Raw genomic sequence first — 16,538 nt, forward strand, 5'->3', positions numbered from 1 at the left:
TACGGCGCAGCGCGGATGAGGAGTGGAGCAGGTGCCGGAGCAGGCGGAGGGAACGGCCGGGTCGGCGACGCAGGAGGTCAGGGAGTTCCTGCGGCGTCACCGTGAGCAGATCGCCCAGCGGTGGGCCGACGAGCCCCTGTTCCGGGCGGTGTTCACCGTTTCGCGGGACGAGGCGGTCGAGGCGGGGAAGTCCGTTGTGGACGCGCTGGCCCAAGTCGCGGACGCCTCCCGGGTGGAGGACCCGGACGCCGCGGGATTCACCACGGTGCGCGAGCAGTTGGCGAGGATGGGGGCGGCCCGTTCCCGCGCCGGCCTGAGCACCGCACAGGTGTCGAGCGAGCTGGCCGCCCTGCGCCCGCCGGTCGAGAAGCTGCTGATCTCCGACCTTCCGGACGCCCCGGCCGAACACGTCCGGGACTGTGTCACCACGCTGAGTGTGCTGATGGGCACCCTGCGGGTGGTGGTCATGCAGACGGCGCTGAGCGAGGGGCAGGCGCTGATCGACCGGCAGCGGCTGCAGCTGCTGGAGGTGGCCACGCCCGTCATCAAGCTGTGGGACGGCATCGTGGCCGTGCCGCTGATCGGCACGCTGGACAGCGCCCGCAGCCAGGTGGTGATGGAGACCCTGCTGGAATCCATCGTCGAGCAGCAGGCGCGCTACGCGATCCTGGACATCACCGGGGTGCCGACGGTCGACTCGCTGGTGGCCCAGCACCTGATGAAGACGGTCGCCGCGGCCCGCCTGATGGGTGCCGAGTGCATCGTCTCCGGCATCCGGCCCGCGATCGCGCAGACGATGGTCCACCTCGGCCTGGACCTGGGCACGGTGGTGACCCGGGCGAGCCTCGCCGACGCGCTGGGCTACGTGCTGCACCAGCTCGGCGTCGGCATCGTGAACCCCGTCACGAACGGTCCGGTCGCGCGGTGAACGAGGCTTTCCCCGGGCCCCAAGCGGGTCCTGTGACGAGTCATGTACCGGTCCTGCGGCTCGGTGACGTCCTGCTGGTCACCCTCCAGGGGGACCTGCACGACAGTACGGCGCAGCGGCTCCAGGACGACCTCGCCGAGACGATCGTGCGCACCGGGGCCACCGGTGTGATCATCGACATCTCCGGTGTGGAGATCGTCGACTCCTTCCTGGGCCGGGTGCTGGCCGAGATCGCCGGGCAGACCGATCTGCTGGCCGCGCGCACCGTCGTGGTCGGCATGCGGCCGGCGGTCGCCATCACCCTGGTGGAACTGGGCCTGCTCCTGCCGCGGGTGCACACCGCGCTCAGCACCGAGGTGGCGATGGCTCTCCTCGCGGAGCAGGCCCCGTCGGCCCGCTACGGCGGACTGCGCCAGGAGAGTCCGTGATGCACACTGCCGCGGGCGCTCAGGCCCGCCTGCCGATCCAGTCGGACATGGATCTGGTGTGGGTGCGACAGCACGTGCGGCAGGCCGCCGCCCAGCTCGGTTTCGGGCTGGTGGACCAGACCAAGCTGGTCACCGCGGCCAGCGAACTGGCCCGCAACACGCTCGTGTACGGCGGCGGCGGAACAATGGACACGGAGACCCTCACCCAGGGCGGCACGCGGGGCCTCCGGCTCACCTTCAGCGACGAAGGTCCCGGTATCGCCGACGTGGAGCAGGCCCTCAGCGACGGTTTCACCTCCGGCGACGGACTCGGCATGGGGCTGGGCGGTGCCCGGCGCCTGGTGCACGAGTTCGCCATCGACAGCGCGCCGGGCACCGGGACCACCGTGCGGGTGACGTCCTGGGTGGGCCGTCCGCCGCGCCCCCGAGAGGAGTCCTGATGCCTCGCGTGTGGGACGTACCCGTGCACGACTCGACCCGGGTGCGCGACGCCCGGGTGGCCGCCGAGCACGCGGCGGCCATGGCCCGGCTGGACGAGCAGTGCACCGCCTCCGCGGCGCTGGTGGCGACCGAGCTGGCCACCAACCTGCTCAAGCACGCCGGAGGCGGTCAGGTCCTCATCGACGTGGTGGCCCCGCCCGTCCTCACGGCCGACCGGGACGAGGCCAGGGCCGTGCAGATCACGACGGTCGACCACGGTCCGGGCATCGCCGACGTGCCCACCGCGCTGAGCGACGGCTTCACCACCACGGCGTCGCTCGGCGCGGGCCTGGGCACCTGTGCGCGCCTCGCCGACGACTTCGAGGTCCACAGCGTCCCGGGCCGGGGCACCGTGGCGCTCGCCCGGATCGGCGGCGTGCCCCGGGCCCGTGCCGTCGGGAAGGACCCGGTGGCGGGTGTACGGGCCGGTGGCGTGAACGTGCCGTTCGCGGGCGCCGACTACTCGGGCGACGCCTGGGCCTGGGTGCGCACCGAGGACCGCGTGACGCTCATGCTGGCCGACGGGCTGGGGCACGGCCCCGAGGCGGCCCGGGCCTCGTCGACCGCGGTCGAGGCGCTGCGCGGCGCCGCCCACCTGGTGCCCTCCGAGGCGCTGAAGCGCCTGGACGCGGCCCTGGCCGGCACCCGCGGCGCGGCCGTCGCCCTCGCCCAGGTCGACACGCGGGCCGGGCGGCTCAGGTTCGCCGGCATCGGCAACATCGGCGCCCGGCTCTGCGCGGGCGGCACCTGGCGGGCCCTGGTGTCCCAGCCCGGCATCGTCGGCACCCACCGGCCGACGAGGGTGCGCGACGAGGAGCGGGAGTGGGCGGACGACCGGGTGCTGATCCTGCACAGCGACGGCCTGCCGAGCCGCTGGACGCCCTCGCCCGACGCCTGTGCCCCGGACGTCGACCCGGCCGTGACGGCTGCCGTGACGATCCGTGACGCCAGCAGTTCCGCCCGCCCCGTGCGGGACGACACCGCCGTCGCCGTCCTGACCTCGACCCCGCCGGACCGCCCATGACCCGTACCTGGCAGATCACCGGCGTCACCGACGCCGCCCGGGCCCGGATCGCCACCGCCCGGCTGGCCGCGGCCTGCGGTGTGGCGCCGCTGGAGCGCACGCGGCTGGCGGCCTCGCTGAGCACGCGGCTGCGGCAGTGCCTGACCAAGGGCGGCACCTGGCGGCTGACCCTGGAGGCGGCCACGGCGCCCGCTGGGACGCCGGACGCCGGGCAGAGCGTGCTGATCGCGGTCGTGACGCCGGCGCGTGAGGCCGCGGCCGACGGGGAGCCGCCGTGGCGGATGACGGTGCCCCGTCCCGAGGCGCTCCCGGCCGCCGGCGAGGGCACCGTGGCGGACGACCCCGCCGCGCTGGCGGAGGCCCTGCTGGGCGCCGACGAGGACACGGCGCTGGTGCTGGACCGGCTCGGCGAGCAGGAGGCCCTCGTCGCCTTCCACCGGGAGGAGCTCCAGCAGACGAACCAGGGCGTCGTGGCGCTGCACGCCGAACTGGACGCCGCCGGACGGGCCCAGCGGGAGGCGTTCGCCGCCGAGCGCAAGGCCCGCACCGAGGCGGAGAACGCCCGTCGCAGACTGACGTTCCTGGCGGACGCGAGCGCGGTGCTCAACGCCTCGCTCGACCACCACGAGATCGTGCGCCGCCTGCCGGACCTGCTCGTGCCCGAGTACGCCTCCGGCGTCGACGTCTGGATCTTCGACCAGGAGGGCGACCGGAACCGGCCACCGGTGCACGCCGCCGCGGCCGTGGCCGCGGCCCGCACCGGACGGCCGCAGTACGCCGGCGCGCGGCCGGGAGGCCTGCCGGGCGTCGACGACCAGCCGCCGTCGGCGCTGGACCCGGACCGCCCCCTGCTGTGCATCCCGCTGCCGACCCGGGGGTCGGCCCTCGGTGTGCTGACGCTCACCCAGCCCGGGGAGCAGTGGGACCCCGACGACGCCGTGATGCTGATCGAGCTCACCCGGCGGGCCGCCATCGCGATCGACCACGCCCAGCGCTACCAGCACAACCGCGACATCGCCGAGACCCTGCAGCGGGCCCTGCTGACCGAGCTTCCGGCGCCGCCCGGCCTGGGCCTGGCCGCGCGCTACCTGCCGGCCACGCACGGACTGAACATCGGCGGTGACTGGTACGACGCGTTCCGCCAGCCCGACGGCGGGGTGATCGTCGTGGTCGGCGACGTGACCGGGCACGGTCTGCGGGCGGCCGTGATGATGAGCCAGCTGCGGACGGCGCTGCGGGCCTACGCGGTCGACGGCGGCAGCCCGGGCCGGCTGCTGACCCGGCTGCACACGTTCCTGCACCACCTCCAGCCGGACCTGTTCGCCACCGCCGTCATCGCGCGCTTCCACCCCGACGACCCGACGATGACGTGGGCGGCGGCCGGTCATCCGCCTCCGGTGCTGCGTACCCCGGACGGCCGAGTGCGCGCGCTGGACGCCAAACCGGGAGCGATGCTCGGCATCCCGCTGGAGCAGGAGATCGCCGACCACACGGAGCTGCTCGCGCCGGGTTCGACGCTGGCGCTGTACACGGACGGCCTGGTGGAGCGGCGGGCCCGGGGCATAGACCCGGGCATCGAGCGACTGGCCGAGGCCCTGGGGACCTTCTCCCCCGAGCAGCTGGACACGGACCTGGAGGGTTCGGCGGACGGCATCCTGCGGCCGCTGCTCAGCGACTCCGAGCGCGACGACGACGTGTGCCTGCTGCTGTGCCACCTCGACGGCTCCGGCTGACCGGCGCCGTCACCACTCCCCCGCGCACCCGTTGCCGGCCGTTCACGTCCGCCCGGTGCGGTCAGGTCCGGGCCGGGGCATGGTGGTGCACAGGGTGTTTCGCCTGCCTGGCGCTCCCGGCTCGCCGAACCGCCGCCGACGCGATGGGATCGACGAGGTGCGAAGCAGCGATCCAGGGGCAGGCGAATGGCGTTCGCGGCTGACCGCCCGGAGCCGCAGAAAGGGATGAACACCGTGACACGACCCAGGATCCTGGTGGTCGGCGCAGGTTTCGCCGGCGTGGAGTGCGTCCGCCGTCTCGAGCGCAGGCTGTCCCCCCACGAGGCCGACGTCACCCTGGTGACGCCCTTCGCCTATCAGCTCTATCTGCCGCTGCTGCCCCAGGTCGCCTCGGGCGTGCTGACGCCGCAGTCGATCGCGCTGTCCCTGCGCCGCAGCAGCAGGTACCGCACCCGGATCATCCCGGGCGGGGCCATCGGCGTGGACCTCAAGGCGAAGGTCTGCGTGGTGCGGACCATCACCGGCGAGATCGTCAACGAACCCTACGACTACATCGTGCTGGCCCCCGGCAGCATCACCCGTACCTTCGACATCCCGGGGCTCACGGACCACGCGTTCGGCATGAAGACGCTCGCGGAGGCCGCCTACATCCGCGACCACGTCATCTCGCAGCTCGATCTCGCCGACGCCAGCCATGATCCGGCCGAGCGCACCTCCCGTCTGCAGTTCGTGGTGGTCGGCGGCGGATACGCGGGCACCGAGACCGCGGCCTGCCTCCAGCGGCTCACGCACGCGGCCGTCAAGCGCTACCCGCGCCTGGACCCGGCCCTGATCAAGTGGCACCTGATCGACATCGCGCCGAAGCTGATGCCCGAGCTGGGCGAGAAGCTCGGGCGGAGCGCGCAGGAGGTGCTGACGCGGCGCGGCATCGAGGTCTCGCTGGGCGTGTCCATCGAGAAGGCCGGGCCGGAGGAGGTCACCTTCACCGACGGCCGGGTGGTGCCCACCCGCACGCTGATCTGGACCGCCGGCGTGGTCGCGAGCCCGCTGATCGCCACGCTCGGCGCGGAGACCGTCCGGGGACGTCTCGCCGTCACCGCCGAGATGTGCCTGCCCAACCACGACGGGGTGTTCGCGCTCGGCGACTCCGCGGCCGTGCCCGACCTCGCCAAGGGCCAGGAGGGCGCCGTCTGCCCGCCCACCGCCCAGCACGCCATGCGGCAGGGCCGGCACGTCGCCGAGAACCTCATCGCCTCCCTGCGCAACCAGCCGATGCGGCCGTACGTCCACAAGGACCTCGGCCTGGTCGTCGACCTCGGCGGCACCGACGCGGTGTCCAAGCCCCTCGGCATCGAACTGCACGGCGTGCCCGCCCAGGCGGTGGCCCGGGGGTACCACTGGTCGGCGCTGCGCACGGGTGTGGCCAAGGCCCGGGTGGCGACCAACTGGCTGCTGAACGCGGTCGCCGGCGACGACTTCGTGCGCACCGGTTTCCAGGCCCGCAAGCCCGCGAAGCTCAAGGACTTCGAGTACACCGACGCCTATCTGTCGCCGGAGCAGGTGCGCAAGCAGGTCGAGGGAGCGGGCCGGGCGGAGCTGTGACCCGCTGCCCGTGGCCCGCTCCCGGCATGGCATGCTGAGAAGTGGATCTAGGTGTGAAGCGGTGTGAAACGGGAGAGTGTACGGCGGCGTGAAGTCAGCGGGACGCTCGGTGCGGGCACGGCTGCGGGACGGCGTCGCCGCGTCCGATCCCGGACTGCTGCGGCTGACGGCCGGGCTGCGGACGGTGGGAGCCATCGCTCTGACGCTGGCCGTGCTGGCGCTGTCCGGTGTGGACGTCAAGCATCTGGTGGCGGGCGCCATGTCGGCGATGGTCGCCACCTTCGCCATCCGCGAGAAGCAGCCCGGTGCGCAGGCCGTCACCCTGGCGCTGGGCCTGCCGGTGGCGCTGGCGTCCGTGTCGGTGAGCGCGCTGCTCACCCCACGGGTCGTCGTCGGTGACGTCTTCTTCGTCGTCCTGATCTTCTGCGCCGTGTACGGCCGCCGGTTCGGCGACCGCGGTACCGCCCTGGGCCTGATCGGTTTCCAGGTCTACTTCGTGTCCCTGTTCGTGGGCGCCAAGGTGTCGAGCCTGCCGGGCCTGTGGGCCGCGATGGCCGTGGCGTTCGCGTGCAGTGCCCTGGTGCGTTTCGCGATCGTGCCGGCGACGCCCGCGCGCGTTCTGGGGCGGTTGCGCCAGGCCTTCCGGGCCCGGCTGGCACAGCTGATCTCGGCGCAGATCGAACTGCTGGACGCCGGGCCCGACGAGATCGACAAGACGCTCGAGCACCTGCGGGACGGCACCGCGCGTCTGCATGAGACGGCCCTGATGATCCAGTCCCGGCTGGAGGAGGGCACCCCCGACGCGTCCACGGCGCGTCTGGTGCAGCGCCGCATCGCGGACGCCGAGATCGCCGCCGAGCGTCTCGGCCTGCTGCTGCTGGGCGCGCGCAGCGCCGAGCGGGCGGACACCCTCACCCTGCATCTGCCGGGCGCGCCGGCCCCGGCGGTGGGGAGCACGCCCGCGCCCGGCGAGGCGACGCCGGTCGTACGCCGTGACCTGATGGCGCTGCGCGCGCTGGTGCTGCGGCCCCCCGCCGAGGCCCGCGGCACGGCGCTGGCCCACCTGCGCAACCGGCTGCTCGGCTACCGCGACGAGGAGAACCTGCCGGAGGCGACGCCCGCCGTGCAGGACGTCTTCCGGGGCATCGGGGAGACCGCCCGCGCGGTCATGGGCCTCAGGATCGCCCTGGACGGGCCGCAGGACGAGTCGGACGACAGCCCCGCCACGACCCGCTCACGCGAGGAGCTGGACGCCGAGGACGCCGCCATCGACGCCGGCGAGGAGGCGGTGCCGGAGGAGGAGCCGAGGGGGTTGCGCAGGCCCACCACCCGCGCGGCCGTCCAGGTCGCCGTGGGGTCGTCGCTGGCCATCGTCGGCGGGGAGTTCCTCTCCTCCCAGCGCTGGTACTGGGCCGTGCTCACCTGCTGGATCGTCTTCCTGAACACCGCCTCCACCGGCGAGATCCTGGTCAAGGGCTACCGCCGGCTGCTGGGGACCATGCTGGGGGTGGTGGCCGGCATCGTGCTGGCCGGGGTCGTCGGGAACCACACCTGGACCGCGTTCGGGCTGGTGCTGCTGCTCGTCTTCGCGATGTTCTACACCGCGCCGCTGTCCTACACGCTGATGTCGTTCTTCGTGACCGCGATGCTCGGGCTGCTGTACACCCTGCTGCACACGTACAGCATGTCGGTGCTGCTGCTGCGGGTGGAGGAGACGGCGCTCGGCGCGGCCTGCGGGATCATCGCGGCGGCGCTGGTACTGCCGATCCGCACGGACCGGCGTACGAACGAGCTGCTCGGCACGGTGCTGGAACGGCTGGTCGACGTCACCGAGGGCGCCGTCGACCAGCTCAGCGGCGGGCCGGCCGCGGATCTGCTGGACACGGCGCGCGACCTGGACCAGGCGCTGGGCGATCTGCGCGGCGCCGTCCAGCCGCTCACCCACCCGATCACGCCGCTGCGGGCCCGCCGGAACACGGCCCAGTACGTGCTGGCGCTGCTGGAGACGTGCGCCTACCACGCGCGGTCCCTGGCGGCGACGGCCGAGCTGCTGCCGACCCATCCGTCGATCGCGGCCGACCCGCGGCTGCGCGGGGCGGTACGGCGCACGGTGCGCAACATCGAGGCGATCGCCGCCCGGGTCGAGGACGAACACGCCGGCACCGAGGTGGAGACCGGACCCAGCATCGCGTCGCTGCTGGAGTTCGACGCCGCCGGGGCGCCCCGGTACGGCCGTATCACCGGGCGCGTGCTGCGGCACCTGGAGCGGCTGGACGAGGCCGTGGTCGGCCTCGCCCGGCCGTTGGGCGTGCCCGTCGCGACGCCGAAGCGGTGACGGGTCAGAAGTCGCTCGGCATGCCGCTCACCTCGGCGATGCCGCGCAGCTCCTCGTTCTGCCGGTGGCGTTCCTTGAGGTAGTCGGCGATCTCGCCGAGCCGTTCGGGGTCGGAGGCGGTGGCCGCGTCCGTGACGACGCGGACGGGGCCGGTCTCGTCGGTGCTGATCTCGACGACCTCGTTGTCGAGCCGGCCGGTGACGGCGGTGGCGATGACCAGGGCGGCCTCGTCCCGGATCTCCTGGGGCAGCGCCTCGGCGTTGTCGCCGTCCAGGGAGAAGTCGATGGTGGGCATCTGGTGCTCGTCGATCGCCTGGAGGACCGGTTCCACCACGCTGAGCAGCAGCTGGTAGTCGTCGGTCTCCATGCGGAAGCGCAGCAGGTCCAGGTAGACGTCCACGGGACGTCCGTCCGGCGGAGGAATCTCGTGTTCGTTCATTCGCCCCGTGTTCCCCGTGCCGCGCGGCTCAGACCCTCACACCCTGCGCCAGCGGGCCAGGGCGAACGAGAACACGCCGAACAGCACCAGACCCGCGGCGACGAGGACCAGCAGCCACGGTCCGAGCGGGGTGCCGGCGAAGGAGCGCAGGGTGTCGTCCATGCCCTTGGCCTTGTCGGGTTCGTAGTCGACCGCGGCCTGCACGGCGAAGGCACCCGCCGCCGCGAAGACGATTCCCCGGGCCGTCCCGCCGCCGACGCCGGTGACGTCGATCAGCCGCCGTACCCGCCGGCTAAGCTCACCCAGCTTCAGCTTCTTGTGGTAGCTGCGGCGCACGGCCTGGACGGCGATCACCACCCCGGCGACGACGATCGCGGCCCCGGCCACGCCCACGGCCCACCGTCCGGCGGGCATCTCCAGCACCTTGGCCGTGACGTCCCGGGACTGCCGGTCACCGGCTCCGCCGCCGCTGCCGCGGGAACCGGCCGCGAAGGCGAGCACGGAGTAGGCGACGAACGAGTAGAAGACGCAGCGGGCGGCGGCCGGCAGGCGCTTCTTCGCGGTGTGGCCGTCCTTGCCGGTCACACCGAAGAGCGCCTCGGACAGCCGCCACAGCGCCATGCCGACGAGTCCGGCGCCCAGCGCCCACAGCAGGACGGCGCCGAACGGCTTGTCCGACAGTTCGGCCAGGGCACCGCCGCGGTCCGCCTGGCGCTGCCCGTCGCCGAAGGCGATCCGCAGGGCCAGCAGTCCGACCAGCAGGTAGATGACTCCGCGGGCGGTCAGTCCCGCCCGGGCGGCCCCCTCGGCGGCCCCCTCGGCGGCCGATCCGTTGGCCGCCTGTCGGGCCCTGCCGCGGCCGGTGCGTGTCAGAACACTCATACGAGCCTCCCCTCCGGGACTCCGCTTGCCCCGCCTTCTCCCCCGCACACCGGGGACTTCGCGCGGCCGGTGACGGGACGCCCGCTCAGCTCCGGCGCAGCCGGCTGCCCCGCGCGGCCCGGCCGAGGACGTGGAGGTGCTCCAGGGCGTCCAGGACCACCGTGCGGTCGTGCCAGGCGACCCAGCGGCCCGCCTCGCGGCCCAGTACGTCCAGTGCCCCGCGCTGGGCCGGGGTGAGCTCTCGCAGGGTGTGGCCGAGGTGGGCGGAGACCATGCCGACGCACCCTCCCGAGCCGGTGGTGAGCGGCACGCTGTGGCAGGAGCGGCTGCCCGCCGCGAGGATGGCCCGCCGGGCGGGTTCGGTGAAGACGGGGTCCGACTCCACGTCGTGCACGGTGACCTGGGTGACGTCCCGGGCGGCCCGGGCGCAGGAGGTGCCCTCGGGGCCGACGTGCCCGAAGAAGTCGACGAAGTCCGCGGTGAGGCCGGTGTGCTTCTCGATGCTCAGTCCGCCCCTGGCACGGTCGGCCAGCTGGACGTTGCCCATGTCGGTGCCGACCACGGCGAGCGTCTGGCTCAGTACGGCCCCGAGGACGCCGCCGCGGTTGCCGGCCCCCTCGTGGTGGGCGTCGGTGAAGGACAGCGGGGGCTGCGGCAGGCGGACGCGGCGCGGGAACCACATGTCGTCCGGCCGGTCCGGCCCCGGCGTGGTCACGAGGGCCTCGGCCAGGGTGCGTACCTTGATGTTGTAGCGCTGGGAGGCGCGCTGCATCAGCGCGAACGCCGTCTCCGCGTCGGGCAGCGCGTACCGCTCCCGCAGCATGCCCTGTGTCTGGGAGATCAGCGGGTGGACCCGGGCCCTGGCCCTCAGGTCCCGGATCTGTGCCCGCAGCCGCTCCAGTTCCTCCCCGGGGTCCCCCCGTTCGGTCGCCACCCCGTGATCGGCCGCCGTCATGCGTCCCTCCGCGCTCGTGCATTGGACAAGCGTCTGCCCCGTATGCCGTCGCTCGGCATACGGGGCATCCATCCCGCCTTCCCCGGCTGTCGCACCGCACTCCTCGGCGGCCGCGGGCGGCGGCACGACAGGGCGGGGCGGGGTGTCGATCCGTTCCCCGGGTGCGTCCCGCCGGAGCCGTCCTCACATGGTCGTGCGCCGATGGACCGTGCGCTGTCCCAGCGCCTCGTCCCGCACGCGGGCGCAGCTGCGGCTGATCAGCCGGGAGACGTGCATCTGCGAGATGCCCAGGCGGTCGGCTATCCGGCTCTGGGTCATGTCCTCGAAGAAGCGCATGTAGAGGATGGCCCGCTCCCGCTCGGGCAGCCTGCGCAGGCCCTCCTTGGCGGACTCGCGGTCGATCACGGTGTCGTACGAGGCGTCGGCCGCGCCCAGGGTGTCCGCGAGGCTGTAGCCGTCGTCGCCGGCCGACAGCTCGGCGTCCAGCGACAGGGTGCTGAAGCTCTCCAGCGCCTCCATACCGGCGCTGACCTCGTCCTCCGTGAGCCCCGTGTGGGCGGCCAGAGCCGCGACCGACGGTTCGGGGCTGCCCGGGCTCTGGGTGAGCTCGCGCCGGGCCACCCGCACCTTGTTCCGCAGTTCCTGGACCCGGCGGGGCACGCGCAGCGCCCACATCCGGTCGCGGAAGTGCCGCTTGACCTCGCCGGTGATGGTGGGCACGGCGTAGCTCTCGAAGGCGCCGCGCTCCGGGTCGAAGCGGTCGATGGCCTTCACCAGCCCCAGCGCCGCGACCTGGCGCAGGTCCTCGATGGACTCGCCGCGGTCCCGGAAGCGGCCGGCGATCCGGTGGGCCATGGGCAGCCAGGCCGTGACGAGTTCGTCGCGGACGGCGTCCCGTTCGGGCCCGTCCTCCAGGACCGACAGCCGGGCGAAGAGCGCGGCGGTGTCCGGCGCGTCGTCGTGCCGACGGCGGTTGGCGGCGGCCGGACCGGCGGAGTCGTGCGCGGGCTCGGGGTTACCGGGACGGATGGTGGGCGTTTCAATGAGCATGCGGATTCGCTCCTGAACGGTGGTCTCAGGGGAACATTCCGCGGAAGCGGCACGGTCCGGGTCTCACCCGGAGGGGCCGGAGCAGTCATACCACTCCCGCTGCTGCGCCTCCGGTCCGAAGCACGAACTTGCGACTGCCCCCGCCCCGGTGGAACAAACTCCGCTTTTCGAAATGTACTCAGGACAGCGGAACGACGACGCTGATGCACTTGCCTCCGGACGGAAGATCTGCCACGCGCACGTCGCGCGCCAGCCGGCAGACGATGGGCCAGCCGCGTCCGCCGACGCGCCGTCGGCCCTGCGGGTCGGTCGGTGCCACGGCGACCGGCAGGTCGGCGCTGCGGTCGCTGACCGACAGGAGGACGCCGGGACCGACCACGTCGACCTGGAAGTCGGTGATGCCGCCTCCGTGCAGGATCGCGTTGGTGGTCAGTTCCGAGGCGACGAGCACGGCGTCCGACAGGGCTCCCGCGTCGCACGGCAGGTGGCGGGTCCGGCAGCGTTCGGTGACCGCGCGCTCCACGGCGCTTCGTGCCTCGGCGGGTCTGCACGGCGGTGCCGGCCGGTGCCCGTCGGTGCCGGACCGCGCGAGGGTGAAGGGGGTGGTGTGCCTGTCATGCATCCGTCGGCTCCCTGTCGTCGAGATGGGCGGACGGCCGGACCCCACCCGGTACGCCCGCCGCGGGCCTCGTACTTTCCGGCTGACCTCTGACCGCACCCCCAAACCTTCGGCCCTCCTTACGGCCCAACGGCCATCCGGGCGGCGTGCGGGGGTACGCGGAGTGCATGACGGATGTTGTGGACTCGGACGAACTGCTGCGCCGCATGCACCGCGCGAGGGCCTGCGCGAAGGAACAGGAACGGACGTGGCGGGCGCGAAGGGAAGAGCTGCGGTCGACCGACCCGGAGGGCTCGCGCGAGGCAGCCGTCCGGACGATGGCGTACGAGGCGGTCCTGCGGGTGCTCGACGAGGTGCTGACCCCGGGCCGGCACGAGGAGTCCGGCTGACGGACCGGGCGCAGGGCCGGGCCGCCGGTCGGATTGACGAGGGCGCGGGGCGGGAAACCGGGTCGGCATGACAGCCGACCACACCCGCGCACCCGTCCTGGAAGCCCTCTCCGACTACCGCCGCGAGGGACGGTTGTCGTTCACGCCACCCGGGCACAAGCAGGCGCGCGGCGCCGATCCGGAGGTGCGTGAGGTGCTGGGCGACGCCGTCTTCCACGGCGACGTCCTGGCGACCGGCGGCCTCGACGACCGGCTGACCCGGGGCCGCGTGCTGCAGCGTGCCCAGGAGCTGATGGCCGACGCGGTGCACGCCGACCACACCTTCTTCTCGACCTGTGGGAGCAGCCTGTCGGTGAAGGCGGCGATGCTCGCCGTGGCGGGCCCGCACGAGAAGCTGCTGATCGGCCGGGACGCCCACAAGTCCGTCGTGGCGGGTCTGATCCTGTCCGGCATCGAGCCGGTCTGGGTGGATCCCCGCTGGGACGCCGAGCGGCATCTCGCCCACCCCCCGTCCGCCGAGGACTTCGAGCGGGCGTTCGCCGCGCATCCCGACGCCAAGGGGGCGCTGATCACCAGCCCGACGCCGTACGGAGCGAGTGCCGATCTGCGGGCCGTCGCCGAGGTGTGCCACCGCCGTTCGGCGCCGCTGATCGTCGACGAGGCGTGGGGGGCGCACCTGCCCTTCCACCCCGACCTGCCGTCGTGGGCGATGGACGCCGGTGCCGACATCTGCGTGACCAGCATCCACAAGATGGGCAGCGGCCTGGAGCAGGGCTCCGTGTTCCACCTGCGCGGCGACCTGGTCCCGCCGGAGCTCCTCGGCATGCGGGCGGACCTGCTGGGCACGACCAGCCCGTCCGCGCTGATCTTCGCCGGGCTGGACGGCTGGCGCCGTCAGATGGCGCTGCGCGGGAAGGAGATCATGGGCGGTGCCCTGGACCTGGTGGCCGAGGTCCGGGCGGCCGTCGAGGAGATCGACGGGATGCACGTGAACGGCCGGGACGACTTCTGCGGCCCGGGGCTGGCCCACGGCTTCGATCCGCTGCCCGTCGTCATCGACCTCGACGAGCTCGGCGTGTCCGGCTACCAGGCGGCGGACTGGCTCCGCGAGCACCGCGGCGTCGTCGCACACCTCACCGACCACCGCCGGATCGGCACGCAGATCTCCCACGGCGACGACCGGGAGACGGCCGGCGAGCTGCTCACCGCGCTCAAGGACCTCGCCCGGGCGGCGCCGGACCTGGACGCCGCGCCGCGGGTCGAGGTGCCGTCGCCGACGGAGCTGCGGATGCCGCAGACGATGCTGCCGCGGGACGCGTTCTTCGGGCCGGCCGAGGCCGTGCCGCTCGAGCGGGCCGCCGGGCGGATCGCCGCGGAGATGATCACGCCGTATCCGCCCGGCATCCCTGCGGTGCTGCCGGGCGAGCGGCTGACCGAGCCCGTACTGCGGTACCTGCGCAGCGGCCTGGAGGCGGGGATGTTCCTCCCGGACCCGAGCGACCCGTCGCTGGAGACGGTCAGGGTCCTCGCGGAGGAAGGATGACCTCGTCACGACGGGTGACGGGGCAGTGAAACAGGTCACGTGACCCGGTTACAGGTTCCCGGAACGCGCAGAGATGGTTTAGCGTTCATCCATACGTGGCGACGGAGTCGACGGACATGTCCTCCGTGTGTCACCGCTTACGGCCCTGGCTGGCTTCCCCCGTCCAGCCAGGGCTTTTTCATGTCCCGGCACCGCGTCCCCCGGACCGGCACGGAATTCGTACAGGATTCGCCGGCCGCCGAGGTGCTCAGAGCGGCGACAGCGGCTGAAAATGGTGCAGAGGGATAGCACCGGAACCGAATCGCCGGCGAGGAGCCCCAGGTCATGACCAAAGCGATCAAACTGCTCACCGCCCTCCCCCCGCCCCAGCGCGCCCGTCTCATGGAGCTCGCCCGCGAGGTCTCCTTCCCGGAGGACGTCCGCATCTTCGAGGCGGGAGACCGGGCCGACCGCTTCTGGGTCATCCGGTCCGGCGCGGTCTCCCTGATCCAGCAGGTGACGCCCCTGCAACGGGTCACGGTCGCCAGCCTGGGCGTGGGCGACCTGCTCGGCTGGTCCTGGCTGTTCCCGCCGTACGAGTGGGACTTCGGCGCCGAGGCCTTCAGCCCGGTACGCGCCTACGAGTTCGAGGCAGCGTCGGTGCTCGCACTGTGCGAGAGGGACCCGCAGCTCGGGATCGTGCTGGTGCGGACGGTGGCCGAGATCCTCGCGCACCGGCTGGAGGCCACCCGGGTCCGCCTCGTGGAGCACGCCGCGATGCGGGGGCGCGTGCTGTGACACGGCGTCAGACGCGGTAGCGGCGCAGCGCGGGTACGGCGGCGGCGAGGGCCGGCATCACCACGACGACCAGCAGCCCGCCGCCCGCGACGGCCTCCCGCGCACCGAAGGCGGAACCCGCGCCGCCGTGCAGGACGTCGGCGAGGCGGGGGCCGCCGGCGACGACCACCGTGAAGACGCCCTGCATGCGCCCGCGCATCTCGTCGGTCGCGGCGGACAGCAGGATGGACCCGCGGAACACCATGGAGACCATGTCGGCGACTCCGGCGACGGCGAGGAAGGCCACCGCGAGCCACAGGCTGCCGCTCAGGCCGAAGCCGGTGATGGCCGCCCCCCAGACGACGACCGCGCCGATCACCATCCAGCCGTGCCGGCGCGCCCGGGAGAAGGTGCCGGAGAACAGCCCGCCCGCCACCGCGCCGATGGGGACGGCCGCGAACAGCAGGCCGAGGGCGAGCCCTTCGCCCCAGGGGGCGTACGTCTCGGCGGCGAGCTGCGGGAACAGGGCCCGGGGCATGCCGAGGACCATCGCGACGATGTCGGCCAGGAAGGAGAGCAGCAGCACCTTGTGCCCGGCGATGTAGCGGAAGCCGGCCACGATCTCGCGGACGCCCGCGCGCCGGACCGCCGTGGCCGCGAGCGGCGGCAGGGCGGGCAGCCGGTGGACCGCCCACACCGTGACGCACAGGGCCAGTGCGTCGATGAGATACAGCTCGGGCAGGCCGACGACGGGGATGAGGGCGCCGGCGAGCAGCGGCCCGGCCACCTGGCCGGTCTGCATGACGGTCGAACCGAGCGCGTTGGCCGCGGCGAGCTCGCCCTCGGGCACCAGGCGGGCGATGGAGGCGTTCCGGGCCGGGGCGTTGAGGCCCCAGAAGGCCTGTTGCAGCGCGAGCAGGAGCATGAGGACGGCCACCGACTCCAGGCCGGTGACGGCCTGCACCCAGAACAGCAGCAAGGTGACGGCGATGCCGGTGTTGGTGATCAGCAGCAGCTTGCGGCGGTCGACGGCGTCGGCGACCGCGCCGCCCCACAGCGCGAACACGATCAGCGGCACGAGGCCGGCCAGGCCGGCGGCGCCGACCCAGGCGGAGGACCCGGTGATGTCGTAGATCTGCTTGGGCACGGCGACGGCGGTGAGCTGGCTGCCGACGGCGGTGACGACGGTCGAGGACCACAGCCTGCGATAGGCGGGACGGCGCAGGGGACGGGTGTCCATGGCCCAGCGGCGCCGGCCACGCCGCCCGTCCCCGGCCGGGGCCTCGTCCGGGGATTCGGTACTGCTCTCGCTCGTGTCCACGCGCTTCCTACATGCTTGATACATCTTTCGATTGCGGGCCTCACTGTCGCAGCT

At 73.3% G+C, this 16,538-nt stretch carries 16 protein-coding genes; 10 read left to right on the top strand and 6 right to left on the bottom strand.

The features are described from left to right. The first annotated feature begins 31 nt into the window (after nt 1-31). The 7 genes from AC0VYN_RS19985 to AC0VYN_RS20015 all read left to right on the top strand — a co-directional run bounded on the left by AC0VYN_RS19985 (nt 32) and on the right by AC0VYN_RS20015 (nt 8,530). Nucleotides 32-928, top strand: coding sequence for an STAS domain-containing protein (locus AC0VYN_RS19985; protein ID WP_475532048.1), 897 nt, complete (start codon nt 32-34; stop codon nt 926-928). Continuing rightward, on the top strand, nt 925-1,356 hold the full coding sequence (locus AC0VYN_RS19990) for an STAS domain-containing protein (RefSeq protein ID WP_475532049.1): 432 nt from the start codon (nt 925-927) through the stop codon (nt 1,354-1,356). Before AC0VYN_RS19985 ends, AC0VYN_RS19990 begins: the two co-directional genes overlap by 4 nt. Next, nucleotides 1,356-1,796 (top strand): anti-sigma regulatory factor, encoded by a 441-nt coding sequence (locus AC0VYN_RS19995; protein ID WP_451690033.1) that lies wholly within the window; start codon nt 1,356-1,358, stop codon nt 1,794-1,796. Before AC0VYN_RS19990 ends, AC0VYN_RS19995 begins: the two co-directional genes overlap by 1 nt. Continuing rightward, nucleotides 1,796-2,860 carry an anti-sigma regulatory factor gene (locus tag AC0VYN_RS20000; RefSeq protein WP_475532050.1) on the top strand — a complete coding sequence of 355 codons (1,065 nt, stop codon included), beginning with the start codon at nt 1,796-1,798 and terminating at the stop codon, nt 2,858-2,860. Before AC0VYN_RS19995 ends, AC0VYN_RS20000 begins: the two co-directional genes overlap by 1 nt. After that, on the top strand, nt 2,857-4,593 hold the full coding sequence (locus AC0VYN_RS20005; protein WP_475532051.1) for a PP2C family protein-serine/threonine phosphatase: 1,737 nt from the start codon (nt 2,857-2,859) through the stop codon (nt 4,591-4,593). Before AC0VYN_RS20000 ends, AC0VYN_RS20005 begins: the two co-directional genes overlap by 4 nt. 225 nt (nt 4,594-4,818) lie before the next feature. Then, entirely contained in the window at nt 4,819-6,195 is a 1,377-nt protein-coding gene (locus AC0VYN_RS20010) for an NAD(P)/FAD-dependent oxidoreductase (protein WP_475532052.1), read from the top strand. Between the two features lie 88 nt (nt 6,196-6,283). Next, nucleotides 6,284-8,530 (top strand): FUSC family protein, encoded by a 2,247-nt coding sequence (locus AC0VYN_RS20015; protein WP_475532053.1) that lies wholly within the window; start codon nt 6,284-6,286, stop codon nt 8,528-8,530. A gap of 4 nt (nt 8,531-8,534) precedes the next feature. Here AC0VYN_RS20015 and AC0VYN_RS20020 read toward each other — a convergent pair whose 3' ends face one another. From AC0VYN_RS20020 to AC0VYN_RS20040, 5 genes are all read right to left on the bottom strand, one after another. Next, nucleotides 8,535-8,969: a hypothetical protein gene (locus AC0VYN_RS20020; RefSeq protein WP_385458437.1), complete on the bottom strand. Its 435-nt coding sequence runs from the start codon at nt 8,967-8,969 to the stop codon at nt 8,535-8,537. 36 nt (nt 8,970-9,005) lie between these two features. Continuing rightward, nucleotides 9,006-9,851, bottom strand: a complete 846-nt coding sequence (locus tag AC0VYN_RS20025; protein ID WP_475532054.1) for a DUF1206 domain-containing protein — start codon at nt 9,849-9,851, stop codon at nt 9,006-9,008. An 85-nt stretch (nt 9,852-9,936) separates the two neighbouring features. Further along, on the bottom strand, nt 9,937-10,806 hold the full coding sequence (locus tag AC0VYN_RS20030; protein WP_475532055.1) for an ANTAR domain-containing protein: 870 nt from the start codon (nt 10,804-10,806) through the stop codon (nt 9,937-9,939). Between the two features lie 183 nt (nt 10,807-10,989). Beyond that, a complete protein-coding gene (locus tag AC0VYN_RS20035; protein ID WP_385458434.1) occupies nt 10,990-11,856 on the bottom strand; it encodes a SigB/SigF/SigG family RNA polymerase sigma factor in 867 nt (288 codons plus the stop codon). Nucleotides 11,857-12,034: 178 nt separating this feature from the next. After that, on the bottom strand, nt 12,035-12,478 hold the full coding sequence (locus AC0VYN_RS20040) for an ATP-binding protein (RefSeq protein WP_475532056.1): 444 nt from the start codon (nt 12,476-12,478) through the stop codon (nt 12,035-12,037). Nucleotides 12,479-12,642: 164 nt separating this feature from the next. On the opposite strand from AC0VYN_RS20040, the gene AC0VYN_RS20045 reads away from it, so the two are divergent. The 3 genes from AC0VYN_RS20045 (at nt 12,643) to AC0VYN_RS20055 (ending at nt 15,184) form a co-directional block, all read left to right on the top strand. Beyond that, nucleotides 12,643-12,864 carry a hypothetical protein gene (locus AC0VYN_RS20045; RefSeq protein ID WP_475532057.1) on the top strand — a complete coding sequence of 74 codons (222 nt, stop codon included), beginning with the start codon at nt 12,643-12,645 and terminating at the stop codon, nt 12,862-12,864. Nucleotides 12,865-12,931: 67 nt separating this feature from the next. Next, complete coding sequence (locus AC0VYN_RS20050) at nt 12,932-14,407, top strand: aminotransferase class I/II-fold pyridoxal phosphate-dependent enzyme (protein ID WP_475532058.1); 1,476 nt, start codon at nt 12,932-12,934, stop codon at nt 14,405-14,407. A gap of 324 nt (nt 14,408-14,731) precedes the next feature. Beyond that, entirely contained in the window at nt 14,732-15,184 is a 453-nt protein-coding gene (locus tag AC0VYN_RS20055; protein ID WP_386926702.1) for a cyclic nucleotide-binding domain-containing protein, read from the top strand. 7 nt (nt 15,185-15,191) lie between these two features. On the opposite strand, the gene AC0VYN_RS20060 is transcribed toward AC0VYN_RS20055, so the two are convergent. Beyond that, entirely contained in the window at nt 15,192-16,484 is a 1,293-nt protein-coding gene (locus tag AC0VYN_RS20060) for an MFS transporter (RefSeq protein WP_475532059.1), read from the bottom strand. Nucleotides 16,485-16,538 lie beyond the last annotated feature (54 nt).

The sequence above is a fragment of the Streptomyces sp. 63XJN7_1_ISO-PGPR-S23-121 genome (assembly GCF_056173025.1).